This window comes from Pseudomonas sp. JY-Q (assembly GCF_001655295.1).
GTDB classification, from domain to species: Bacteria; Pseudomonadota; Gammaproteobacteria; order Pseudomonadales; family Pseudomonadaceae; genus Aquipseudomonas; species Aquipseudomonas alloputida.
The window spans coordinates 627,518-651,929 of the sequence record NZ_CP011525.1 but is presented as its reverse complement, the minus strand read 5'-3'; the positions used below and the strand labels follow the sequence as shown (position 1 = coordinate 651,929).

General features: G+C 61.5%; 24 protein-coding genes and 1 pseudogene. 12 read left to right on the top strand and 13 right to left on the bottom strand.

Translation table 11 applies throughout. The features are described 5' to 3' along the window. Nucleotides 1–516, top strand: a complete 516-nt coding sequence (locus AA098_RS02845; RefSeq protein ID WP_003249631.1) for a GNAT family N-acetyltransferase — start codon at nt 1–3, stop codon at nt 514–516. 143 nt (nt 517–659) lie between these two features. On the opposite strand, the gene AA098_RS02840 is transcribed toward AA098_RS02845, so the two are convergent. Together AA098_RS02840 and cbpA are read right to left on the bottom strand one after the other, a co-directional pair. After that, nucleotides 660–965 carry a chaperone modulator CbpM gene (locus tag AA098_RS02840; RefSeq protein WP_003249630.1) on the bottom strand — a complete coding sequence of 102 codons (306 nt, stop codon included), beginning with the start codon at nt 963–965 and terminating at the stop codon, nt 660–662. A gap of 2 nt (nt 966–967) precedes the next feature. Next, nucleotides 968–1,927: a curved DNA-binding protein gene (gene cbpA / locus AA098_RS02835; RefSeq protein ID WP_003249627.1), complete on the bottom strand. Its 960-nt coding sequence runs from the start codon at nt 1,925–1,927 to the stop codon at nt 968–970. 164 nt (nt 1,928–2,091) lie between these two features. On the opposite strand from cbpA, the gene AA098_RS02830 reads away from it, so the two are divergent. Then, nucleotides 2,092–3,363 carry an Hsp70 family protein gene (locus AA098_RS02830; RefSeq protein ID WP_012053839.1) on the top strand — a complete coding sequence of 424 codons (1,272 nt, stop codon included), beginning with the start codon at nt 2,092–2,094 and terminating at the stop codon, nt 3,361–3,363. A 504-nt stretch (nt 3,364–3,867) separates the two neighbouring features. On the opposite strand, the gene AA098_RS02825 is transcribed toward AA098_RS02830, so the two are convergent. From AA098_RS02825 to AA098_RS02815, 3 genes are all read right to left on the bottom strand, one after another. Continuing rightward, the gene (locus tag AA098_RS02825) at nt 3,868–4,875 is read right to left on the bottom strand and encodes an AI-2E family transporter (protein ID WP_064613812.1); all 1,008 of its coding nucleotides are present in this window, start codon (nt 4,873–4,875) and stop codon (nt 3,868–3,870) included. A gap of 69 nt (nt 4,876–4,944) precedes the next feature. Then, nucleotides 4,945–5,232, bottom strand: a complete 288-nt coding sequence (locus AA098_RS02820; RefSeq protein WP_064613811.1) for a PsiF family protein — start codon at nt 5,230–5,232, stop codon at nt 4,945–4,947. A 63-nt stretch (nt 5,233–5,295) separates the two neighbouring features. Next, nucleotides 5,296–6,084 (bottom strand): helix-turn-helix transcriptional regulator, encoded by a 789-nt coding sequence (locus tag AA098_RS02815; protein WP_003249619.1) that lies wholly within the window; start codon nt 6,082–6,084, stop codon nt 5,296–5,298. A gap of 224 nt (nt 6,085–6,308) precedes the next feature. Here AA098_RS02815 and AA098_RS02810 point away from each other — a divergent pair, with 224 nt between their 5' ends. Further along, a complete protein-coding gene (locus tag AA098_RS02810) occupies nt 6,309–7,190 on the top strand; it encodes a DMT family transporter (protein WP_004576960.1) in 882 nt (293 codons plus the stop codon). Nucleotide 7,191: 1 nt separating this feature from the next. On the opposite strand, the gene AA098_RS02805 is transcribed toward AA098_RS02810, so the two are convergent. Continuing rightward, nucleotides 7,192–8,082 carry a triacylglycerol lipase gene (locus AA098_RS02805; RefSeq protein WP_003249615.1) on the bottom strand — a complete coding sequence of 297 codons (891 nt, stop codon included), beginning with the start codon at nt 8,080–8,082 and terminating at the stop codon, nt 7,192–7,194. A 123-nt stretch (nt 8,083–8,205) separates the two neighbouring features. Here AA098_RS02805 and osmE point away from each other — a divergent pair, with 123 nt between their 5' ends. Together osmE and AA098_RS02795 are read left to right on the top strand one after the other, a co-directional pair. Beyond that, a complete protein-coding gene (gene osmE, locus AA098_RS02800) occupies nt 8,206–8,547 on the top strand; it encodes an osmotically-inducible lipoprotein OsmE (RefSeq protein ID WP_003249613.1) in 342 nt (113 codons plus the stop codon). Between the two features lie 42 nt (nt 8,548–8,589). Beyond that, a complete protein-coding gene (locus AA098_RS02795) occupies nt 8,590–9,120 on the top strand; it encodes a bacterioferritin (protein ID WP_004576962.1) in 531 nt (176 codons plus the stop codon). 38 nt (nt 9,121–9,158) lie between these two features. Here AA098_RS02795 and AA098_RS02790 read toward each other — a convergent pair whose 3' ends face one another. Next, the gene (locus AA098_RS02790; protein ID WP_060545173.1) at nt 9,159–11,225 is read right to left on the bottom strand and encodes an AsmA family protein; all 2,067 of its coding nucleotides are present in this window, start codon (nt 11,223–11,225) and stop codon (nt 9,159–9,161) included. Nucleotides 11,226–11,565: 340 nt separating this feature from the next. On the opposite strand from AA098_RS02790, the gene AA098_RS02785 reads away from it, so the two are divergent. The 4 genes from AA098_RS02785 to AA098_RS02770 all read left to right on the top strand — a co-directional run bounded on the left by AA098_RS02785 (nt 11,566) and on the right by AA098_RS02770 (nt 14,272). Then, nucleotides 11,566–12,018 (top strand): hypothetical protein, encoded by a 453-nt coding sequence (locus tag AA098_RS02785; RefSeq protein ID WP_060538783.1) that lies wholly within the window; start codon nt 11,566–11,568, stop codon nt 12,016–12,018. 122 nt (nt 12,019–12,140) lie between these two features. After that, a complete protein-coding gene (locus tag AA098_RS02780) occupies nt 12,141–12,776 on the top strand; it encodes a TetR family transcriptional regulator (RefSeq protein WP_003249603.1) in 636 nt (211 codons plus the stop codon). 52 nt (nt 12,777–12,828) lie between these two features. Next, nucleotides 12,829–13,929 carry an AGE family epimerase/isomerase gene (locus tag AA098_RS02775; protein WP_004576966.1) on the top strand — a complete coding sequence of 367 codons (1,101 nt, stop codon included), beginning with the start codon at nt 12,829–12,831 and terminating at the stop codon, nt 13,927–13,929. Between the two features lie 94 nt (nt 13,930–14,023). Further along, a complete protein-coding gene (locus AA098_RS02770) occupies nt 14,024–14,272 on the top strand; it encodes a hypothetical protein (RefSeq protein WP_004576967.1) in 249 nt (82 codons plus the stop codon). A 49-nt stretch (nt 14,273–14,321) separates the two neighbouring features. Here AA098_RS02770 and AA098_RS02765 read toward each other — a convergent pair whose 3' ends face one another. The 6 genes from AA098_RS02765 to AA098_RS02740 form a co-directional block, all read right to left on the bottom strand. Continuing rightward, a complete protein-coding gene (locus AA098_RS02765; protein ID WP_003249597.1) occupies nt 14,322–15,086 on the bottom strand; it encodes an SDR family oxidoreductase in 765 nt (254 codons plus the stop codon). 593 nt (nt 15,087–15,679) lie between these two features. Further along, entirely contained in the window at nt 15,680–16,396 is a 717-nt protein-coding gene (locus tag AA098_RS02760) for an ABC transporter ATP-binding protein (RefSeq protein WP_004576969.1), read from the bottom strand. Next, a complete protein-coding gene (locus AA098_RS02755; protein WP_003249594.1) occupies nt 16,393–17,268 on the bottom strand; it encodes an ATP-binding cassette domain-containing protein in 876 nt (291 codons plus the stop codon). The genes AA098_RS02760 and AA098_RS02755 overlap by 4 nt, the downstream gene beginning before the upstream one ends. Further along, entirely contained in the window at nt 17,265–18,566 is a 1,302-nt protein-coding gene (livM, locus tag AA098_RS02750; RefSeq protein ID WP_003249592.1) for a high-affinity branched-chain amino acid ABC transporter permease LivM, read from the bottom strand. The genes AA098_RS02755 and livM overlap by 4 nt, the downstream gene beginning before the upstream one ends. A gap of 2 nt (nt 18,567–18,568) precedes the next feature. Continuing rightward, nucleotides 18,569–19,483: a branched-chain amino acid ABC transporter permease gene (locus AA098_RS02745; RefSeq protein WP_003249590.1), complete on the bottom strand. Its 915-nt coding sequence runs from the start codon at nt 19,481–19,483 to the stop codon at nt 18,569–18,571. A gap of 154 nt (nt 19,484–19,637) precedes the next feature. Next, a complete protein-coding gene (locus tag AA098_RS02740; RefSeq protein ID WP_003249588.1) occupies nt 19,638–20,774 on the bottom strand; it encodes a branched-chain amino acid ABC transporter substrate-binding protein in 1,137 nt (378 codons plus the stop codon). Between the two features lie 512 nt (nt 20,775–21,286). Between AA098_RS02740 and pncB the strand changes: the two genes are divergently transcribed. From pncB to AA098_RS02725, 3 genes and pseudogenes are all read left to right on the top strand, one after another. After that, nucleotides 21,287–22,492 (top strand): nicotinate phosphoribosyltransferase, encoded by a 1,206-nt coding sequence (gene pncB, locus AA098_RS02735; RefSeq protein ID WP_064613810.1) that lies wholly within the window; start codon nt 21,287–21,289, stop codon nt 22,490–22,492. A gap of 3 nt (nt 22,493–22,495) precedes the next feature. Then, nucleotides 22,496–23,020, top strand: a pseudogene (gene nadE, locus AA098_RS02730) (NAD(+) synthase); the annotation flags it as partial. A gap of 128 nt (nt 23,021–23,148) precedes the next feature. Then, entirely contained in the window at nt 23,149–24,411 is a 1,263-nt protein-coding gene (locus tag AA098_RS02725; RefSeq protein ID WP_064613809.1) for a tyrosine-type recombinase/integrase, read from the top strand. The last annotated feature ends 1 nt before the right edge of the window (nt 24,412 follow it).

The following is a 24,412-nucleotide window of genomic DNA, read 5'->3' as shown; positions in this document are numbered from 1 at the left end:
ATGAGCTACGAAATCCGCGATGCCCGGCCCACCGATGTGCCGGGCATACTGGACATCTACAACGACGCGGTGCTCAACACCACGGCGATCTGGAACGAAACCCCGGTGGACCTCGGCAACCGCCAGGCCTGGTTTGAAGCGCGGGCGCAGCAGGGCTACCCGATTTTGGTAGCTACAGATGAGACGGGCGTGCTGGGGTATGCCTCGTTTGGCGACTGGCGGCCGTTCGAGGGCTTTCGCCTGACTGTGGAGCACTCGGTGTATGTCCGTGGCGACCAACGGGGCAAGGGATTGGGGCCGGTGTTGATGGCCGCGCTGATCGAGCGTGCGAAGGGGTGCGGCAAGCATGTGATGGTGGCGGCCATCGAGAGTGGCAATGCGGCGTCGGTTCGCCTGCATGAGCGGCTGGGCTTCGTGGTGACCGGCCAGATGCCGCAGGTGGGGGTAAAGTTTGGCCGCTGGCTTGATCTGACCTTCATGCAACTGGTGCTGAACCCGGGCGCCGAACCGACCTGAAATACGGTCCATTGTGGGAGCGGCCTTGGGTCGCGAACGGGCTGCAAAGCAGCCCTGGCAATGTTGCGGTGGAGCAAAGATCTGGGGCTGCTGCGCAGCCCATCGCGACACAAGGCCGCTCCCACAGATGCCGGCAAGGGAACCTACATCTGAATAAACCGGCCCAGCCGCTGCTTCAGCATGTTGTTCTCACTGCGCAACTGCTGCACTTCCTGCAGTAACTCCAGCGCCAGCGCCACCCCTTCCCACTCCAGTTCCAGCTCCTGATGCAGCTTCACCGCTCGTTTGGTCACCAGCGGCGCCTGATCGTCAAACAGCCAGTCCTCCGGCGTTCGCCCGGAAGGTTCGACAATGCCATGTTCGACGATTTCGATCACGCATTCAGCCGTGACATCGGCTTCCTGACACAGGGTACGCATGTCCAGTTGAACGATCAGGGTGCTGCTCATGATCACTTACTCCATTGTGTCCTCGGGTTGAACGCAGCTTTCTCGGAAAGCTTGGTCCAGAGTTCGCGGGCAGATTCGTCCGACGCAGGCGGCATCACCACCTTGAGCTGCGCATAAAGGTTGCCGCGCTCTCCCTGCTTGTTGACCAGGCCCTTGCCCGGTACACGCAGGCGCTGGCCGCTCTGGCTGTCAGGACGGATGGTCAGGTTGATCTTGCCATCCAGGGTCGGAACCGCCACCTTGGCGCCCAGGGCCGCCTCCCACGGTGCCAACGGCACAGTGATGATCAGGTCATGACCTTCGACATCGAACAGCGGGTGCGGTGCCATGCGAATGGTCAGGAACAGGTCACCATTGGCCCCGCCACCGCTGCCCGGCGCACCCTGGCCCTTGAGGCGGATGCGCTCGCCGTCGGTCACCCCAGCCGGAATCCTCACGTTCAAGGTCTTGGTGGTGAAGCCGGTGCGCTGGCCCATGGCATTGGTTTGCGGCACCTGGAAGCTGATCTGCTTGGACTCCTTGCTCAGGGTCTCTTCAAGGAACACTGCCAGTTCAAGCTCCACGTCCTGCCCCCGCCTGCCGGCACTGCGTTGCTGCTGCCGGGCGCCACCGAAGGGGTTGCCACCCGCACTGCGCCCACCGAAGATCGAGCTGAAGAAGTCGGAGAAGTCGCCGCCTTCGAAGCCGCCGCCACCGCCACGGTTTTCCCAACCCGGTGGGGCCTGGAACGGCCGGCCATGCTGGCCGCCGTACTTGCGGATTTCGTCGAACTCGGCACGTTTCTGCGCGTCGCCCAGCACCTCATAGGCCTCGTTGGCCTCCTTGAATTTCTCCTCGGCGTCGCGCTCCTTACTGACATCGGGGTGATACTTGCGCGCCAGTTTGCGGTACGCGGCCTTGATCGCCTTTTCGTCCGCAGTGGGCTCTACGCCGAGTATCTTGTAATAGTCTTTGAAGTCCATTTGTGGATCACCAATGTGAATGTGCGTGTTGCAACTGAAGATAGGGGTCAAGCATAGCCTTTCAAGACCGACTTGGGTTTGCCTCAAGGCAGACGACTGGTCTTGATTCTGTAGCCAACTGGCATACACTGCGCGGCCGTTTTGCCTCCGGAAGCCCATTTCCCATGTCTGACGTATCCCCGGCCCGCGCCCTGGGCATCGACTTTGGCACCTCCAACTCCACGGTCGGTTGGCACCGGCCTGGCGTCGAGTCGCTGATTGCCCTGGAAGACGGCAAGATCACCTTGCCCTCGGTGGTGTTCTTCAATATCGAAGAGCGGCGCCCGGTGTATGGCCGCCTGGCGCTGCACGAGTACCTGGAAGGCTACGAAGGCCGCCTGATGCGCTCGCTGAAAAGCCTGCTGGGCTCGAAGCTGATCAAGCACGACACCAGCGTGCTGGGCAGCGCCCTGCCGTTCAAGGACTTGCTGGGCATGTTCATCGGCGAGCTCAAGAAGCGCGCTGAAGCGGCCGCTGGCCGTGAATTCGACCAGGTGGTGCTGGGCCGCCCGGTGTTCTTCGTCGACGAAGACCCGGCTGCCGACCAGGAGGCCGAGGACACCTTGGCCGAAGTGGCGCGCAAAATCGGCTTCAAGGACGTGTCGTTCCAGTACGAGCCGATTGCCGCGGCTTTCGACTATGAGTCGAGCATCAGCCGCGAAGAGCTGGTGCTGATCGTCGACATCGGCGGTGGTACCTCGGACTTCACCCTGATCCGCCTGTCGCCCGAGCGCCACCTGGTCGCCGAGCGCCAAAGCGACATCCTCGCCACGGGCGGTGTGCACATTGGCGGTACCGACTTCGACAAGCAACTGAGCCTTCAGGGCGTGATGCCGTTGTTTGGCTACGGCAGCCGCATGAAGAGCGGTGCGCTGATGCCGACCAGCTACCACCTCAACCTGGCCACCTGGCACACCATCAACGCCTTGTATTCGCAGAAATCACAGTTGGCGCTGGGTAGCATGCGCTATGACATCGAGGACAGCTTCGGCATCGATCGCCTGTTCAAACTGATCGAGCAGCGCGCTGGGCACTGGCTGGCGATGGAAGTAGAAGCCAGCAAGATCGAGCTGACCGAGCATGACAGCCGCCACATCGACCTGCGGCGCGTCGAGCCCGAGCTGACTGCGGAACTGACCCGCGCGCTGTTCGAAGAGGCGATCGAAGGCCTGCTGGAGCGCGTGCGCGGTAGCGTGACCGAGCTGCTGGCCAAGGCTGGGGTAAGCGAAGACCAGGTCGATACGGTGTTCTTCACCGGTGGTTCAAGCGGCATTCCGGCGCTGCGCAACAGTGTTTCGGCGATGCTGCCGAATGCGCGGCATGTGGAAGGCAACATCTTTGGCAGCATTGGTAGCGGGCTGGCCATCGAGGCGCGCAAGCGTTACGGCGCGGCCTGATTTGTCGTTTAGCCTGTAGCCGCGAACGGGCGGGCCCTGCTGGCCAATCTCCACCCGCCGTTCACCGTTGCCGCCGCTACCGTATTCGCGGGTAAACCCGCTCCTACGCACCGATCGGGGGTGGACACACATCTGTGATTGGCCGCAGGCCCCTGTAGGAGCGGGTTTACCCGCGAAGAGGCCGGCCCTGCTGGCCAATCTCCACCCGCCTTTCACCGTTGCCGCCGCTACCGCATTCGCGGGTAAACCCGCTCCTACGCACCGATCGGGGGTGGACACACGTCGGTGATTGGCCACAGGCCCCTGTAGGAGCGGGTTTACCCGCGAAAGGGCCGGCCCTGCTGGCCAATCTCCACCCGCCTTTCACCGTTGCCGCCGCTACTGCATTCGCGGGTAAACCCGCTCCTACGCACCGATCGGGGGTGGACACACATCTGTGATTGGCCGCAGGCCGCTGTAGGAGCGGGTTTACCCGCGAAAGGGCCAGTACAGGCCACTACATGATCAGACCAGCTCCGCCCGCTTCAGCTCACTCTTCAGATAGGCATAGTAGATGGGCCCCGCCACGACACCGGGCAGCCCGAACGCCGCCTCGAATACCAGCATCGCCAGCAGCAATTCCCACGCCTTGGCACTGATCTGCCCACCCACGATCCGCGCGTTGAGGAAGTACTCGACCTTGTGGATGACGATCAGGTAACCCAGCGCCGCCGCCGCCACCCAGATCGACAGCGACAGGCCGACGATGGTGATCAAGGTGTTGGACATCAAGTTGCCGATCACCGGCAGCAAGCCCAGCAGGAAGGTCAGCACGATCAGCGTCTTGGTCAGCGGCAGGTGCACGTCGAACAGTGGCATCACCACGGCCAGGAAAATGCCGGTGAAGATCGTGTTGAGCAGCGAGATCTTGATTTGCGCGAACACGATGTTGCGAAACGCCTTCACCAGCAGGCTAAGACGTTCGAACAGCGCCGCCGCAAGGGGCTTGCGCCGGGAGATATCGGGAATACGCTGCAAAGCGATGATGGCGCCGAGGATCATGCCGATCAGCATCGTCACGAACATGTGGGCCATACCCTTGCCCACCAGCTGCAAATCGCTCAGGTGGCTCTTGATCCAGTCACCGATGGCCACCTTGAACTCTGCGGCACTGGCAGGCAGGTAGCCCTCGATGAAGGGTGGCAGCTGACCGCGAGCACGCTCGACCAAGGCCATGAACTTGTCCAGCGAGGCGCCGAGGTTTTCCGCCTCGTGCAGCAGGAAGCTGAAGGCACCGGCAATCAGCAGTGTCAGGGTGCTGACCACCAGCGTGCCGAGCAGCGCCACGGCCAGCCAGCGCGCGCGTTGGCCAGCAAGCAGCGGTTGCAGGCGCGGGGTCAGCATGTTGACCAGTTCGAACACCAGCAGACCGGCCAGCAGGCTGGGCAGCAACTTCAGGGGCAAAGCCAGCAGCAGCCCAGCCATGACGATGATCAGGCTGGCCAGGGTGATCTGACGGGGAGTAAAGGTCATACAGCCTCGACGGCAGACAGCGGGAATGCCGCAGTCTGCCAGCCTTGGCGGCGCAGGCATAGGCGCAGGTCATTTCTTCTTCAGGCAATCGCTCATAAAGGCCTTGCGCTCATCCCCCTTCAGGGCTTTGGCGGTGGCGTCAGCATTGCAGGTCTTCATTTTGTCTTGCTGGGTTTGTGGCACATCCTTTTTCAGGCAGGTGCTCATGAACGCTTTGCGTTCATCGCCCTTGAGGGCCTTGGCGGTGGCGTCAGCGTTGCAGGTTTTCATCTTTTCCTGCTGCGCGGTATTGGCAGCGAAACCTTGGGCACTGAACAACACCGCCAGGGCCAGTAACGGGATTTGCAGCACTTTCATGGAGTGGTCTCCTTGGCTCCGCGCCCGATGCACGGGGATCGAGCTGAGTGTAGCCAAGAATGTTCAGTGCCCCGCCCGCGCCTGCCGGCGGTACTGCTCGGGCGTACACCGGGCCTGACGCTGGAACATGGCGATGAACGCCGAAGCGCTGCTGTAGCCAAGGTCGAAGGCGATGGCCTGAATCGGCAGGCCGGCTTCCAGCGCTTCGATGGCACGCAGAAAACGCAGGCGCAGGCGCCATTCGCCAAAGCTGATGCCCAGCTCGCGCAGAAACTGGCGGGCCAGGGTGCGTTCGCTGACGTGCACGCGGGCGGCCCAGTCGGCCAGCGGGCGGTTGTCCCCCGGCTCGGCGCTGAGCGCGTCGAGCACCTGGCGCAAGCCATCGCTGTGGGCAAACGGCAAGTAGCAGGCCAGAGTGGGCGCCAGCAGCAACTGGTCAAGCAGTACCTGTACCAGGCGCTGGTCACGCTCGTCCTCGGCCACCTTGAGATTGCGCCGGGCGAAGTCACCGAGGATAGCCTTGAGGATGTCACTGATCATCAGGCTGCACGGGTGCGATGGCAGCGCTGCGCACAGGCTGCGGTCGAGGTAGATGGAACGGTAGACGATGGCCTGGGGGTTGTAGCAGCCATGCTCGGTGTCGGGCGGCACCCAAACGGCGTAGTGCGGCGGCGACAGGAAGCGCTGGCCGGCCACATCCAGATGCATTACGCCGTGGGCGGTGTAGTTCAGTTGGCCCCAGCCGTGTTGGTGCACGGCGCTGTGGGTGTCGGCAACGAACTCGTCGTGGCGGAAGTACACCGAGGCCGGCAGTTGGGTGAACTGGGGGATATCAAGGTATTTGCGCGGCATGCTGTCTGCTTTGCAGGGTCGATTGTCTGGATAGAAGTATAGGCTTGTTAACAGACATTCGATAATACAGGCCTATCGAGGGCCTGCCTTGCAGGCCTTCGCGGGCTCGCCCGCTCCCACAGGATCTGCGCCAGCCTCCAGGCCTGTGTATCCCCATGGGAACGGGCAAGCCCGCGAGGGCGGCAAGGCAGCCCCAATCCAGGCCCCAATGAGTGACCCGCTACATGAATTACCTGTTCCCCCTCACCGCCATCCTCATCTGGGCCGGCAACACCGTGGTCACCAAGATGTCCGCCGGCGCCATCCACCCTGCGGAGATCGGTTTCTACCGCTGGTTGCTGGCCGCCTTGCTGTTCACGCCGTTCATGCTGCCCGCCGTGTGGCGCAACCGCGCAGCCATCCGCCCGCACCTGACCCAGGTGTTCGTGCTCGGCGTGCTGGGCATGGCGATGTACCAGAGCCTGGCCTACTTCGCCGCCGGCATCACCAGTGCCACCAATATGGGCATCATCCTCTCGCTGATGCCGCTGATGTCACTGGCGCTGTCCATCGCCTGGCTGGGCCAGCGCCTGAGCTACGGTGCCCTGCTGGGCGCAGTGGTGTCATTCTTTGGCGTGCTTGAAGTGGTCAGTGCCGGCCACCCCGCCAGCCTGCTGCAGCATGGGCTGAACAGCGGCGACCTGTTGATGCTGGTGGCTACATTGGCCTATGCGCTGTACAGCTTCCTGCTGAAGAAATGGCAGCTGCGCCTGCCGCCGATGCAGCTGCTGTACCTGCAGGTTCTGGTGGCCATCGTCGTGTTGCTACCGCTGTTCTTGCTGTCGGACAAGACCGGCCTGAACAGCCACAACATCGGCCTGGTCCTGTATGCCTGCGTACTGGCCTCGATGATCGCGCCACTGGTGTGGATGCAGGCCGTGCACCGCCTGGGGCCCAGCCGCACCACACTATTCTTCAACTTGCTGCCGCTGGTCACCGCGCTGATCGCCGCCGTGGTGCTCGATGAGCAACTGGCCAGTTACCACCTGGTCGGCGGCCTGCTGACCCTGGCCGGGGTAGTGCTGGCCGAACGCTGGACCACGCCGATCCGCCGCCAACGCACTTGAGCTAAAGCCCCGCCGCCTTGAGCCGGGCGGCATGTTCGGTGAACAGCCGCACCGGCTCCGCGCCTTTGCCCACGGCACCGAGCGACTGGTTGACGATGTCCAGGTGATCGAGCGGGTAATCGTCGCCGATCACCTGCCCCAGGTGCGAACTGAAACGCCCGACCATGCCGTCGCAATGGCCCTTTTCCTTGATGAAACTGCGTGCGAACAGGCGGCAGAAGCGGCTGCTGCCGTCAAAGCGGTTGCGCCCCTGGTCTGTCAGGCCGGGTTGCAACGTGCCGGACCAGGAGTAATAGCGGACGCCATTGACCTCATAGGCCCCTTCCCCACCCCAGGTTTGCGGCAGGCCCTGTGGATAAGCCTGGTTGAACAGCGCCACCCCGGCGCTGGTCAGCGACTGGTGCGAGGCGTGCACATCTACCGGCAGCGGGTCACGACGCCAGCCGGTTTCCAGCCACACCAGCAGCACGGCAAACCCATGCAGCACGGCCTTGAGGACGCGCCCCTGGGGTGAATGGCCCGGTGCCGTGCGTTCCAGGTGGTCGGCCAGCTCGGAGCCATGGTTGGGCCCCGCCACCGAGGTGACCGACGCCACCCGCTCCGGCCGTTTGGCCGCTGCGTAACGCGCGCTCAGGGCGCCCTGGCTGTGGCCGATGAGGTTGACCTTGTCGACGCCGGTACGTTGGCAGATATCGTCGATGATCGCCAGCAACTGCTCGCCGCGCACCTCGCTGGAATGCAGCGGCGAAACCTGCACCGGAAACACCTGCGCCCCGCCCTTGCGCAAGGCCGGCACAATGCCGAACCAGTAGGGGTAGAGCACCATCCGGACAAACCCGAGCATGCCTGGCACCAGCACCAGCGGGTATCGCGTTGCCAAATCCTGCTGCATTGCCGCAGCTCCTTTGCGTGTACGACGGGCCAACACTACAGCGGCCATCATGACCATCGCAATCGAACTCCTGGCGCGCGCTGTGGTTCAAAACCACACAGACCCTTTGCAAGGAGCGGGACCATGTACAAGCAGACCCTGGCAATCCTTCTGGCAAGCGCCACCCTGGCCGCCTGCGGCAGCCGCCCGGAAAACCCGGTGGATTACGTCACCTACCGCGATGAGCCGCTGGTCAAGCAGGTGGAGAACGGTATGACCATGCAGAAGGTCATCGCCATTGGCGGCAGCCCGTCGAGCGTGATCGACCTGCCACACGGGGGCACCTGCAACGACTACATCCTCAACCACGACGGCAAGCAGCAGCCCTATTACGTGCGCTTCGATGCCACCGGCCATGTGGATGCCAAAGGCTTCAAGACCTGCAAGCAACGCCAGGAGGACAGCGACGCCCTGCATGGCGCGTAAGCCTGTGTTCCGACCCGACCCTGACCCCTGCTGGAGATAACCATGAGCAATGTTGAACTGACCGATGTGAAAACCCTGCGCGAGCGTGCACGCCAGCATGTGGAGCAGGGCGCGGTGACCGAGGGTTACCACGCTGACCGTGAGCAGATCCTGCGCCTGCTTAATGAATCGCTGGCCACCGAGCTGGTCTGTGTTCTTCGCTACAAGCGCCATTACTTCATGGCCAGCGGCATCAAAGCCAGTGTGGCTGCCGAGGAGTTTCTGGAACATGCCAACCAGGAAGCCGAACATGCCGACAAGCTGGCCGAACGCATCGTGCAACTGGGCGGGGAGCCGGACTTCAACCCCGACAACCTGACCAAGCACTCGCATGCCCAGTACGTGGCTGGCAATTCGTTGAAAGAGATGGTGCTGGAAGACCTGGTGGCAGAGCGGATTGCCATCGACAGCTACCGCGAGATCATTCAGTACATCGGGGATAAAGACCCGACTACCCGTCGTATCTTCGAAGACATCCTGGCGCAGGAAGAAGAGCACGCGGACGATATGTCCGACCTGTTGCAAGGCCTTTGATTTCTGACACCCTCATGGGGCCGCTTTGCGGCCCCTTGCTATTTCCGCGCTTTCACCGCTGCCGGTGCCTTGCCTGCCTTCATCTGCTGCAACAACGGTGTGCACTGGTTCGGGTCATCCCCGCTGCTGGGCGCAATCAGCGCCAGCAACCCCGCCGCCGGCCCAGCCACCACACCCAGCGCCACCATCCCTGCGCCACGCAACGCCAGTGGCAATGCCTGCACACCGGCGTTCGGTTTGGCAAACGGTCCGCGCACATACAGGGGTGAACGCAGCGAGAACAACCGCAGCCCTTTCGATTCCGGGGTGATGTTCAAATCCAGTTGCTCGGAAGCGAAATTCGCCGTGCCGTCGATGTAGATGATCGCGTTCTCGGTATCGAAGATGAACAGCCGCGTAGTCGCCAGGCCATCCTTGATGCCCACATCGGCCGCCGCACAGTTGATCTTCACGTCCTCATCACCAAACAGCTTGCCGACCACATAGTTGCCCACGTTCAAGCCGGCAATTTCCATCAGGCTGCGGCTGATGGCGCCATCGTTGATCAGCATGCGCAAGTCGCCATTGGCTGTACCCAGCAAGGCGGCTACCGAGTTGCCACGGCCGCTGATGTCGGCGTCGCCATTGAGCTCACCAAAGCTGGTCTGCATTGGCGCGAAGGTAGGGAACAGTTGCTTGAGCTTGAAGCCACGCGCAGTCAACTTCGCGCGCCCCTGCAAGGGCACGCTGCGCCCGTCCAGGCGGATGTTGGAGGCCAGGCTGCCGCCGGCCACGCCAAAGCGCAGGGGCTCCAGGCGTAACAGGCCGTCTTCGAGCACCACATGGGCCGACAGGTCAGTGAACGGCAGTTGCGCGCTGTGCACGATGCGCTTGCCAGCAAAGGTGACATCAGCGTCCATTGCCCGCCAACGCTCGGTGCGAAACGCCTCCACTGGCAGCACCTTGCCTGCAGGCTGCTTGCTGGCACCGCCGCGGGCCTTCTGTTCGGCATTGGAGTCGGCACCGATCAGCGGCGCCAGGTCCTTGAACAGCAACTGGTTCGATACCAGGTTGCCGGACAGTCTGGGCCGTGGCTGGCTGGCAACGAAGGCCAGGTCCCCATGGATATCGCTGTCGCCGATCTTGCCGTTGAAGCCCTGGTAATTGAACGACGCCCCTTGCGCCGCCTGCAGGTTGGCGCTTAGGCGGCCGTCGGTGGAATAGGCCGGGGTGTCAGGCAAGGTGACGCCGGTCAATGGGTAGAGGTTGCCCAGGCTGGCACCCGACAAACGCAGGCGCAGGTCGAGGGCACCAAGGTTGCGCGGGTCGGTGAGGGTGCCGGCGAGCACCACATGGGTGTCGGCGATGCGCACGTCGGCCTGCAGCGGGAACGGCTGGCTGGCGTCCTGCAGGGCCAGCAGGCCGCCGATCTTGCCGGTGCCGGACACTGGCTGGCCTTTGTAGCGGCCCTGGGCCTTGAGGCCGAAGGCATAGTCCTGCGCACCACCGGCCTTCTCGGCGCTGGCCTTGCCGACAATCTCACTGAACGGGATTGGCTTGCCAAGCGGGTCAATCTGCACCTTCATGCTGGTTTTGAGGGTCTGGTCGTCGAAGCTGACGTTGCCTTGGTCAAAGCCGATGGCGCCGATGTCCAGCTGCCATTTGGAAGGTTCAGCGTTTTCATCCTTGGGGCCGAAGTCGAAGACCCAGTTGGCGCGGCCATCGGCCAGGCGAGTGAGGCTGGCAGTGGGCTTGGTGAGGTTGATGCGGGGTATGCTGATCTGCTGGAAAACCAGCGGCAGCGGCGCCAGGCGAAACTCCACGCGCTCAAGACCGACCATCTTCGGCTCCTTGAGCCACTCGGGGTTGCCCAGCGTCAGGTCTTCGGCAATAAAGTGCGGCCAAGGCACCCAGGCACGCCAACCGCCCTCTTCGGGCTCGGTACGCCAGTGCACGGCGAGGTTGCCGTTGATCGCGAAGGGCCGATGCAAGGCTTCGGAGACCTTCTCGTTGAGCAGTGGCTTGACGCGGTTCCAGTCGAAGGTGGCAATCACTACCACCAGGATCGCCAGCACGGTAAGCAGGCTGGCGAGGGTCCAGACGAGGATTCTGGCGGGACGCGTCATTGCGTATTTCTCCTTGCGGCATGACAGAAAACAGGCGCAGCGATGGCCTCAATAACTCCGACTGATGAAAACCCGTGAGGTTTTATCGGTGGCGCCATGATAGCGAAGTTTTTCCTGGCCTCTTGCTCAGAAATTTGTCTTACCAGACTGCACATGTTACCCACCGCCAACCGGGCAAGGGGATTGCCTGCATGGCTGCAATGGCCGGAATAGACGCCCTGAAAACCTCTATCAATATGGTCGATTGTTACCATTACCCGTATGAACTTCTCTCTGGCGTTACGCGGCGTAGCATTGGCTTCGTACCCACTTTCCAGCCCCCGAGAGGAGCACCGAAATCATGAAACGCCATCTGCTGACCCTGACCCTGTCCCTTCTGGCCGCCAACGCTTTCGCCCTGCCAGCGTCCGAGCAACACCTGACGTCCGAAGCGCGCTCCAGCGCTGCCGAAATCGCCCAGCCGCTGAAAACCGTCGCTGAAGGCGGCTCCGATCGCCTGATCGAACGTTCTGGCCGTGTTGCCGAAGGTGGCGCTGATCGCCTGATCGAACGTTCTGGCCGTGTTGCCGAAGGTGGCTCCGATCGCCTGATCGAACGTACTGGCCGCGTTGCCGAAGGTGGCTCCGATCGCCTGATCGAACGTTCTGGCCGCGTTGCCGAAGGTGGCTCCGATCGCCTGATCGAACGTTCCGGCCGTGTTGCCGAAGGTGGCTCTGATCGCCTGATCGAACGTTCTGGCCGCGTTGCCGAAGGTGGCTCGGATCGCCTGGTTGAACTCAGCCGTGTGAGCTGATCGCCATGGCCGAAAAGAACAACTTCTGTCACAACGCTTGCTCCCCTCCAGGCCCGGTCCATTGACCGGGCTTTGTTTTTTTATCTAGAGTGCCCAGCCTGACCGTTACAGAAGCCCGCATCATGCTGCCGCGCGCCGAACAGAAGCTACAGACCCGCCAGGCCCTGCTCGATGCCGCCTGCCTGCTCATGGAGAGTGGCCGTGGTTTCGGCAGTATCAGCCTGCGCGAAGTGGCGAAGACAGCTGGCATCGTGCCGACCGGCTTCTATCGGCATTTCTCCGACATGGACGCTCTGGGCCTGGCCCTTGTCGCCGAAATCGACACCACCTTCCGCCAGACCATCCGCCTGGTGCGCCAGAACGAATTCGAACTGGGCGGCATCACCGACGCTTCGGTGCGCATCTTCCTCGACGTGGTCGCCGCCCATCGCGCGCAGTTCCTCTTCCTGGCCCGCGAGCAATACGGCGGTGCACAGGCCGTGCGCCAGGCCATTGCCCGCCTGCGCCAGGATATCAGCGACGACCTTGCCACCGACCTTGCACGGATGAAGCGCTGGCAACACCTGGACAGCGCCGCACTTGCGGTGATGGCCGACCTGGTGGTGAAGACCGTGTTCGCCACCCTGCCCGAGCTTATCGACAACCCGGAAGCGGGTTATCCACAGGCCCTGACGCCCCAGGAAAAGATCACCCAGCAGTTGCGCTTCATCTTTGTCGGGGCGCGGCATTGGCAGGGGCTCGGCAACCCAGGCTACTGAAAACCCCACTTCTGCTACCATGGCGCCCTGCCCGACAGCGACGAGCGCCGAAATGTCCGACCCCCGCCCCACCCTGCCCGAACTGGCCCGCTTCAACCAGCACTTCGCCGAACGCATCGTGCCGCTGTGGCAAGGCCCGGGCTGGAACGCCGACATGGCTCTGCCCTACGAAGCGCTGGACGCCCAGCACCATCCGTTGCCGGTGCAGCGCTACCGCGCCATGGCCTGTGCACGCCAGCTGTATGTGTTCAGCAGCCGTATCGGGCAACCGGGCGCTGCGGAGCGTGCCGCAGCCCTGTTTCGCTCGCTGCAAAAGCACTTCCACGATGCCGAGCACGGTGGCTGGTTCTACAGCATCGACGCCCAAGGCAAGCCGCTGGACCGGCGCAAGGACCTGTATACCCACGCCTTCATCGTGTTCGCCTGCGCGCACTACTGGGGCAAAGTGCGCGAAAGCCTGGTGGAGTCCACGTTGAATGCCGCGCTGGACATCATCGACCAACAGTTCGCCCGTGACGATGGCCTGTACGAAGCCTGCCTGGGCGAAGACTGGGCCGACCTCGGCAGTGGCCCGCTGCAGAACCCGCAGATGCACCTGGCCGAAGCGTTCCTGCAAGTACTGGCAGTGCGTGGCGACGAACATGTCCGCCAGTCGCTGCTGCAATTGTGTCAGGCGCTCGAGGCGCATTTCATTGAACCGGCCCATGGCCTGATGCTGGAAAAGCCACACGGGGCTGTGGATAACTGGTTCGAGCCTGGGCACCAGTTCGAGTGGTTCTATCTGCTGCATACCTCCCCGCTGCTGCGTGACACGCCGCTGCATGCGTCGATAGACCGGGCCTTCGGCTTTGCCGAGCAATTCGGGGTGAAGGATGCGGCCGTACTGGCCATGCTGAATGTGGATGGCCGGGTGCTTGATGCCTCCCAGCGTATCTGGGCGCAGGCCGAGTACCTGCGGGCGCTTACATTGCGTGAAGGCAGTGAAGCAAAGCTCGCGGGGCAGTTGGGCGCCCTTTCAGCGCGGTTCCTGCGTGACGCCGGCTGGTATGAGTGCCGAGGGGGTGACGGCGCGGTGAGCAGGGATGACATGCCATCGACCACGCCTTATCACTTGGCTACCTGCCTGGAAGGGCTGAATCAGTTGAACACCTAAAGAATCTGTCAGGGGGGAACGTTTCCTGCTGCCGGCAGCATCTCCCCCACACCTATGTTGGTGCTCCTTTCTCGAACGTTCAGGAGTTATCAACATGGAAGCAGAAGCCTTCAAGGCATTTGTTGAAGAGCAGATCAACCGAGCGGCACAAAAGATCATCGATAGCGGCCACCGCTATGATGAGCACTCCCATGGCAAACTCAGCTACCTGCTAAGCCTGCGCCGCGTCATCAATAGCAAAGCATCGGCCGAGGACCTAGGCCGGCATGACGGCATCAATGATGTCCTTCAAGCGTTAGGCATCATCCCTGAAGACAGAACGTACTTGTCCTATATCAACTAAGCCATCCAGCTGCACCGCGAACCGGGCCTTCCCGGTTCGCGCCTCGTGCTTAGCCTTTTGATCGGTCGATCGAGAACCCTGCCCAGTCCTGGCTCACCGGCATCAGTTCCAGGCTGTTGATATTGATGTGCGCCGGCTGGTTGAGGATCCAGAAGATGGTCTCGGCAATATCCTGTGGCTGGATCGGCTCCGCACCCGCGTAGGTAGCATCGTACTTGGCCTGGTCACCCCCGAAGCGCACCAGCGAGAACTCGCTCTCGCACAGACCCGGCTCGATGTTGCTCACACGCACACCGGTACCGCGCAGGTCGCAACGCAGGCTCAGCGAGAACTGGCCGACGAAGGCCTTGGTGCCGCCATACACGTTGCTGCCCGGGTACGGGTAGTTGCCCGCCACCGACCCGACGTTCAGGATCGACGCGCCGCGGCCATGGGCGATGAGCCGTGGCAGCAGCAGGCGAGTGGTGTACATCAGGCCCTTGATGTTGGTGTCGACCATGGTTTCCCAGTCGTCCAGGCTGCAGTTCTGCGCAGCATCCACACCCAGCGCCAAGCCGGCGTTGTTGACCAGACCGCGAATTTTTTCAAAGCCGGCCGGCAGATTGGCAATAGCCTGCTCCATGGCTTTGCGGTCACGCACGTCCAGCACCAGGCCATGCACTTCGGTCTTGGCCGACAGTTCAGCGCACAGGGCGTCCAGGCGCTCTTTGCGGCGCCCAGTGAGTACCAGCTTCCAGCCGGCTTCTGCGAAGCGGCGGGCAGTGGCCTCGCCGAAACCGGAAGTCGCGCCAGTGATGAATACGGTGGACGTCATGCTGTGTTCCTCACGGTAGGTTGTCATGGCAGCTTTGCAGCATGCCCGCGCCTGGCCTTGGCAGCAAGCCGTTCAGGGGCTGTTCATTTTTTGTTCATATTCTGCAAACCCTTGCGGCAGAGGGCTCGCCGCCAGGTATACGCATGTTATCCACAAGGCTTTCCCCACGGATTGGGGGCAACTTGTCCACCGCACGGAACCCTTTCAGCGGGTCGTGGTCGGTGGATATCTTGGCGGTGATGGCGCAAGGCTTTCAAACATGCCGCCTGCAGCGGTCTGTCCAAGGTTTTTACACAGAGTTATCCACAGGATTATCGCGACACTTCAAGTGCACGCAGAGATTTTGAACGCTTGGGGAAATCATCCACAACGGGGATATGAACAAAAAATGATCAAATCGCTACAGGGCTTGATACTCAAGGGCTTGAGCGATATGCCACCATGTTTTCCACAGGCGGCTCCACACTATCCGTGGAAAAGAGTTGGCCTGTGGAAACAATGGCTTGCGAAGGAATATGGGTGTGTTTCGGGAGAAGGGAACGACAAGTTTTCCACATTGAGAAGGGGGCTGCATTGCAGCCCCTGCATACAACTCAGTGCCCGCCCAGATAAGCGTTACGCACTTCCTCATTGACCAACAGTTCCTGCCCGGTCCCGGTCATGCGAATCTGCCCGTTGACCATCACATAGGCCCGGTCCGACAGTTTCAGCGCATGGTTGGCGTTCTGTTCCACGAGGAAGATGGTCATCCCGGTCTTGGCCAGTTCTCGCAGGGTCGAGAAAATCTGCTTGACCACAATCGGCGCCAGCCCCAACGAGGGCTCGTCCAGCAGCAGCAACTTCGGCCGGCTCATCAGCGCCCGGGCAATCGCCAGCATTTGCTGCTCGCCACCCGACATGGTCATGGCCCGCTGGTTACGCCGCTCCTTCAACCGCGGGAACAGCTCATACATGCGCTGCATGTCTTCGTCGGCATGCTTGTCGCCGATGGGGATGGTACCCATCATCAGGTTTTCCTCGACGGTCATGTCGGGAAACACCCGGCGCCCCTCCGGCGACTGGGCAATGCCGTTGGAGGCGATGTAGTGCGAGGATTTGCGGGTAATGTCGGTGCCGCGGTACACGATATGCCCGGATGCCGCCCGCGGCTGGCCGAAAATCGACATCAGCAGGGTCGACTTGCCGGCACCGTTGGCGCCGATCAGGCTTACCGTCTCGCCCTCGTTGATGTGCATCGAGACTTTCTTCAGTGCCTGGATCGGCCCATAGAACACGTCCAGGTCTTTCAGCTCGAGAATGGGTGCACTCATACCAGTTCCTCTTCGTCTGCACCCAGGTAGGCGGCAATCACCGTCGGGTTGTGGCGGATGTCCTGCGGCGCACCTTCGGCAATCACATTGCCGTGGTCCAGCACCACGATATGGTCGGAGATGCTCATGACCATGCCCATGTCGTGCTCGATCAGCACCACAGTGATGTCGTGCTCGTCACGCAGCACACGGATCATGCGGCTGAGTGCTTCGGTTTCCTGCGGGTTCAGGCCCGCCGCCGGTTCGTCCAGGCAGATGATCTTCGGCCGCGTGCACATGGCCCGGGCAATTTCCAGGCGGCGCTGCTGGCCGTACGACAGTTCGCCGGCCAAGCGGTTGGCACAATCGACCAGGTCGACCACTTCCAGCCAGTAGAAGGCGTGGTCCAGCGCATCGCTCTCCGCCTTGCGATAGGCCTTGGTGTTGAACACACCTGCCAGCAGGTTTCGGTTGACCCACATGTGCTGCGCCACCAGCAGGTTCTCCACCACCGACATTTCCTTGAACAGCCGGATGTTCTGGAAGGTGCGTGCCAGGCCGGCGCGGTTGACCAAATGGGTACCGCCGAACATCTTGTAGTACATGCGGTTGGCAAAGCGCGCAGGCGAAACGAAGTCGGCCGGCTGGAAGCGCTCACCGAGCAGCTGGATCACGTTGGTATGGCTGCCGCGCACGTTCAGCTCGATGCGCCCGCCACTGGCCTTGTAAAAGCCGGTCAGGCAGTTGAACACCGTAGTCTTGCCGGCGCCATTGGGGCCGATCAGGGCGAAGATCTGGTTGCGCCGGACCTTCAGGCTGACATCGCTGAGCGCCTTGATGCCACCGAACTGCATCATCAGGTTGTCGACCGAGAGAATGATATCGTCGCTCATGGCGCCACTCCTTTACGCGGGGTCACACCGGTACGGCTGATGCGGATCAGCCCACGCGGTCGCCAGATCATCATCAGCACCATCAGCACGCCGAACAGCAGCACCCGGTATTCGGAGAAGCTGCGCAGCAGCTCTGGCGCCACGGTCAGCACGAACGCCGCAATGACCACGCCCACGGTCGAGCCCATACCCCCCAGTACGACAATGGCGAGGATCAACGCCGACTCGAAGAAGGTGAATGAAGACGGGTTGACGAAACCCTGGTAGGTGGCAAAGAACACCCCGGCCAGGCCGGCGGTAGAGGCGCCAAGGGTAAACGCCGAGAGCTTGACCAATACGTGGTTCAGGCCCATCGAACGGCAAGCGATCTCGTCTTCGCGCAGCGCTTCCCAGGCCCGGCCGACCGGCATGCGGGTCAGGCGGTGCTTGATGTACAGCACCGCCAGCACGACCATGAACAGCACCGCATAGATGAACACGAACTTGAGGTTGGCGTTGTATTCGAAGCCGAAGAACTCATGGATCGGCACCCCACCGTCCTTGGCGCGGCGGCCGAACTCCAGGCCGAAGAAGGTTGGCGATGGCGCCGGCATGCCGTTGGGGCCACCGGTGAACGACAGCCAGTTGTTCAGCACCAGGCGAATGATTTCGCCAAAGCCCAGGGTCACGATCGCCAGGTAGTCACCGTGCATCCGGAGCACCGGGAAGCCCAGGATGCACCCCGCCAACGCCGCCGCGATGGCCGCCAGCGGCAGCACGCTCCAGAAGCCCAGGCCAAGGTATTGGTACCCCAGCGCCAGGCCGTAGGCACCGATGGCGTAGAACGCTACATAACCCAGGTCGAGCAGGCCGGCCAGGCCCACCACGATGTTCAGGCCCAGGCCCAGCAGTACGTAGATCAGGCCAAGAATGACCACAGTCAGCAGGTACTTGTTGGCGAAAATCGGGAAGACGATGGCAATCACCACCAGCGCCGGGATGATGTAGCGTAGCCGCGACACATAGTTCGGCGCGCGCACATGCACGCCCGAGCCGCCACTGTCGAAGCCCTCGAGCATGCGCCGCCCGGCAGCGGTCTGCACGTACAGGCTGAGCAGGAAACGCCCGAGCATCACCCCGCCGACCAGCCAGGCAACCCGACGAGGTTCGGCGTTGAAGGTATAACCGTCGAGCACCACGCCGACGATCGGGCCGAAGACAATCAGCGCCAGCAAGCCGGCAACGATGGTCTCGAGCAGGCTGCGCTTGATATCGAAACCTTTGGTTTCAGAGGCAGAGGCAATTTTGGCAATCGACATGTTCACACCTTAGCCACGAGCGGGCGACCCAGCAGGCCTTGTGGGCGGAAGATAAGGATCATCACCAGCAGCGAGAAGCTGAACACGTCCTTGTAGTCGGAGTTGATCAGGCCGGAGAACAGCGACTCGGAAATACCCAGGATGATCCCGCCGAGCATCGCGCCAGGCAGCGAGCCGATGCCACCGAGCACAGCAGCAGTGAACGCCTTGATACCGATGATGAAGCCGGCGTAGAAGTCGAAGGTGCCGTAGTTCATGGTGATGAGCACGCCGGCCAGGGCGGCCATCACTGCACCGATGACGAACACGTAGGAGATTACCCGGTCGGTGTTGATACCCAGGATCGAGGCCATCTTGCGGTCTTGCTGGGTAGCACGGCACATGCGGCCGAGCTTGGTGTACTTGATCACGTAGGTCAGCAGGCCCATGCCGACAAAGGCCGCCACCAGGATGAAGATCTTGGTATAAGTCAGTTGCACGAAGCCGGACCCGACTTCGACACGCATAGCACCTTCCAGCAGGGTTGGCACGCCTTGCTGGCGGGCGCCCTGGCTGATCTGTGCGTAGTTCTGCAGGATCAGCGAAATGCCGATGGCACTGATCAGCGGTGCCAGGCGGGTGGAGTTACGCAGCGGTTTGTAGGCGATGCGCTCGATGGTGAAACCATAAACGCCGGTGACGACGATGGTGAACAACAAGGTGCCCAGCATCAGCAGGGGGAACGATTCGACACCGAAGTAAGCCAGCAATGCCAGGCTGATCGCCGCGAGGTAAGCGGAGATCATGTACACCTCGCCGTGCGCGAAGTTGATCATGCCGATAATGCCATAGACCATTGTGTAGCCGATGGCGATCAGGCCATAGACCGACCCGAGGGTCAGGCCGTTGACCAGTTGCTGCAGGAAAATACCATCCATAACGCAATCTCACCTGATTGAGATTGCACGAGCGCCGACCACGGCGCGGGCCACCTGTGCGGGGCCCTCGCAGCGCAGAACTGTGCAGATCTACGAATAAAGACAGGTACCGCGGGGCTTGGGCCCGAGCAACCGCCCGGGCCGCGGGCCGTTGTTATTTTTGTTTTTCCAGCTGGTGGTATTTACCGGTCTTGTCCCACTGGTAGACCACGTAGTCGGACACGGTCAGGTCGCCCTTGCTGTCCCACTTCTTCTCACCCATGACGGTCTGCACCGGGTTGGCCTTGAGCCACTTGGCAGCGTCTTCGCCCTTGTTCGACTTCGCGCCATTGAACGCGGCAGCCAGAGCCTGCAGCGAAGCGTAGGCGTACAGGGTGTAGCCCTCAGGTTCGGTGCCCGCCTTGCGGAACTCCTCCACCACCGCCTTGCTGTCTGGCAGCAGGCGCGGGTCGGCACCGAAGGTCATGTACACGCCGTCAACGTATTGCGCGCCGCCGGCGGTAGACACCAGTTCGTCGGTGACGATGCCATCATCGGACATGAACTTGACGTCCTTCAGGCCCTGCTCGCGCAACTGGCGTACCAGCGGGCCGGCTTCCGGGTGCAGGCCGCCGAAATAGACCACGTCGGCACCGGTAGAGCGGATCTTGGTGACCACAGCGCTGAAGTCTTTCTCGCCACGGGTCAGGCCTTCGTACAGCACAGGCTTCACGCCGCGTTTTTCCAGCTGCGCCTTGGTCGCGTCGGCCAGGCCCTGACCGTAGGTGTCCTTGTCGTGCAACACCGCGACCTTCTTGCCCTTGAGCACGTCGACGATGTAGTCGCCAGCGACGATACCCTGCTGGTCGTCACGGCCGCACATGCGGAACATGGCGCTCAGGCCGCGCTCCGTGACCTGTGGGTTGGTGGAGCCTGGGGTGATGGCGATCACGCCCGCCTCGTCATATACCTCGGACGCCGGGATCGTGTTGGAGGAACAGAAGTGGCCCACTACGCCGATCACCTTGTCCTGGTCGACCAGTCGGTTGGCCACGGCCACGGCTTGCTTCGGCTCACAGGCGTCATCGCCTTTGACCAGGACGATTTTCTCGCCATTCACGCCACCGGCGGCGTTGATCTTGTCGGCCGCTGCCTGCGCACCTTTCATGTACTGCTCGCCAAACGCTGCGTTGGCACCGGTCATTGGGCCCGCTACACCGATCTTGACGTCGGCCTGAACATACGAAGAAACACCCAGTGCCGTAGCTACGGCCAGAGCCAGGAAACCTTTCTTGTAAAACGTCTGCGACATGAGGTGGTGCTCCTAGAGTTTTTTTGGTTGGCACTACAACTACTCAGCCCTGTGCTCAGAGCAAGGGCCGTGCCATCGGTTTTGTCTTCCGGGAAAACACACTGTGCAGGGTGCCTGTAGGCGACGGGCGGCCTCTTCTTTATTGAGCGTGCAACCGTCTGCCACGCGGCAGGCGCCACCACACGTACAGACAAGGAGCAACCGTCGAGTGCCATCATTGCAACCCTGGCAAGTGTTTACGTGCAACCGCCCTGTAACAGCGGACGTCACCGAACTGCACACCGCTGGTGCGCGACTGCTACAGGCGGCACCGTTTCAAGGCTAGCTGGTGCACGGAAAAACACCTCTGTTTTGGCTGTTTCGGCCTCTTCGCGGGCACGCCCGCGCCTAAAATAGGAACAAGGCCGCGCACCGTGTAGGGGCGGGCTTGCCCGTGAAGAGGCCGGAACAGCCACACAAGGGGTAAAAGGCTGGCACAATGGCCGCCAATCGCCGCTTCCGGAGCCCCCTTGATGAGCGAAAGCGCATTCGCCGAGCGCATCGTGCACAACTTGCTCGACACCGACTTCTACAAACTCACCATGATGCAGGGAGTGCTGCACAACTACCCGGACGCCGACGTCGAATGGGAATTCCGCTGCCGCAACGGTGAGGATCTGCGCCCCTACCTCGGCGAAATTCGCAATGAGCTCGAGCGGCTTGGCGACCTCACCCTGGACGATGGCCAGCTGGCCTTCCTCGAACGCATCAGCTTCCTCAAGCCCGACTTTTTACGCTTTCTGCGACTGTTCCGCTTCAACCTGCGCTACGTGCACGTCGGCATCGAAAACGACCAGCTGTTCCTGCGCCTGAAAGGTCCGTGGCTGCATGTGATCCTGTTCGAAGTGCCGCTGCTGGCCATCATCAGCGAAGTACGCAACCGCAATCTGCACCCGCACATGCGCCTGGCCGAGGCGCGGGATCAGTTGTACCGCAAGTTTGACTGGCTGCGTGCACATGCCAGCGACGACGAGCTGGCCGAACTGCAGGTGGCCGACTTCGGCACCCGCCGGCGCTTTTCCAGCCGCGTGCAGGAGGAAGTGGTAAGGGTGCTGCGCGACGACTTCCCCGGCCGTTTTGTCGGCACCAGCAACGTCGACCTGGCATGGAAACTGGATATCAAACCGCTGGGCACCATGGCCCACGAATGGATCATGGCCCACCAGCAGCTCGGCCCCCGGCTGATCGACAGCCAGATCGCCGCGCTGGACTGCTGGGTACGCGAGTACCGCGGCTTGCTCGGCATCGCCCTGACCGACTGCATCACCATGGATGCCTTCCTCGGCGATTTCGACCTGTACTTCGCCAAGCTGTTCGACGGCCTGCGCCATGATTCGGGCGAGCCGGTAGCCTGGGCGGAAAAGGCCATTGCCCATTACCAGAAACTGGGTATCGACCCGATGACCAAGACCCTGGTGTTTTCCGACGGCCTCAACCTGACCCGCTCGCTGGAAATTTTCCGCGCCCTGCGCGGCCGCATCAACGTCAGCTTTGGCATCGGCACCAACCTGACCTGCGACATCCCTGGTGTGGCACCCATGAGCATCGTGCTTAAAATGACCGACTGCAACGGCGCGCCGGTGGCCAAGATCTCTGACGAAGCCGCCAAGACCCAGTGCCGCGACGAGAACTTCGTCGCCTACATGCGTCACGTATTCAAAGTCCCCAGCAAGGAGTAACCCATGCAAGCGGTTCAGCAAGAGATTGCCCAGGCGCTGAAGGTACAGCCGCCGTTCGCCGACGCGGCAGCGCTTGAGGCCGAAGTCGCCCGACGGGTGGCGTTCATCAAGGACTGTCTGGCCAATGCTCGACTCAAGACCTTGGTGCTGGGCATCAGCGGTGGCGTCGACTCACTGACTGCCGCCCTGCTCGCCCAGCGCGCCATCAACGAGCTGCGCGCCGAGACCGGCGACAAGGCCTACACCTTCATTGCCGTGCGCCTGCCGTACCAGGTACAGCATGACGAGCATGACGCCCAGGCATGCCTGGATGTGATCAAGGCAGATGAAGTTCACACGGTGGATATCGCCCCGGCAGTGCGTGCATTGGCAGCTGAAGTGGCGGCGTTGAAGAATGGCTCGCCGACGTTGGTGGACTTCGTGGTTGGCAACGTCAAGGCACGTACCCGAATGGTCGCCCAGTACACCATCGCTGGCGCCCGCGCAGGTCTGGTGATCGGAACCGACCACGCCGCCGAGGCGGTGATTTCTCCCCCCCTTCACTAAAGTGCACAAACACCCCTAATCCACCCGTCCCAGGCGCTTTCCAAGAATTTCCATTTAGCGGAGAATGCACATCAGTAGCTGTTCAGCCGATGTGTAGGACACGACTAGAAATGAAGGTGATAGCAGTTCGAGGTGCGGAGTTAGATCTCAGCGAGTCAGTACTTGCACATGGCCCACTTCGGGAGCGGTTTCTCGCTCAGCCAGAGAGTGCCCAGCCAGTAGTTGAGGTAACCGGCAGCGCGCTGCTCGATGATGACGGACGCCTTTTCCCGTTAGTCTCCTCCTACCTAAGCCGTAACTACAGAAACACCCTTCTTGCCGATCCAACCGTCGTTTCCTATGGACGTCGAATTTCCTATCTACTGGCTGATCTGAAGGTCAGACCCGAATACGAAACCTGTGATCGAGACGATGCATTGCTTACTGTCGGCCTCGGCCATCTGGAGAGCTATCTCGCCAAGCTCGACGCTGAAGGCCTAGCACCTAAGACGGTGCAAGGGAGAGACGCTGCCTATAGCCATCTCTTCTCTACCCACCTATGCAAGCGTTTCGGTGATTCACCACCTATTCGGGCAGACAACCCTTATGAAGGTGGGGTGCTTCGCCCAGGCAGCGCAAATACGCGAGGCATTGTTCAACCAACCAGCATGGCAGAGCTAGAAGCAGTAATCCTTAGCTCCCATTCCGAGCGGGAGCGGTGCTTGCTGCAAGCTATGTACGACTCTGGCATTCGCGTTTCAGAAGTCCCACGCATTACGCTCCAAGACATCCGCGATGCCCTTGCTCATCAGACCCTGCACCTCGTCTCCCCAGAAACGAACATGCCTATCAACGCTGATTACTCACCTTTGAATATCAAAGGTAGTAAGGGTAGAAAGAACCACATCAAGCCCCGGTTAACCTTGATGAGCAGGACGTCCTTAGAGCGCATCGAGAAATACCACCAGACGCCACTCTATCGTCGCTGCGCTCGCCGCTACAAAAGCCCGTCAGAGACCCCAGCATTCTTCAATGCAGAAGGCATGCCGTACAAGACGAAAAGCGTGGAAAAGCTACTTGAGCGTGTGAGCAAGCGCGCCCAAAGTTCGGGAAAGATAAAGCGGACGATATCACCGCATAAATTCCGTCATGGCGGAGCCTATCTAATGCTTGGCAGCCCGGATCTCGGAGGAAACTACGAGGAGAGGCTCGAACTGCTCTCCAAGGCTTTTGGTCACAACAGCAAAACGACGTCCGAGGGTTACACTCAGATACCCCACGACATCTACCAGAAGCTACGTAAGCCAGGCACTGAGTTGAAGACAAAGGCTGGCGAGATGAAGCTGCTCCGCGAGAGAACCACAAAGCGTATAAATACGAGTGATAAGAAGTGAA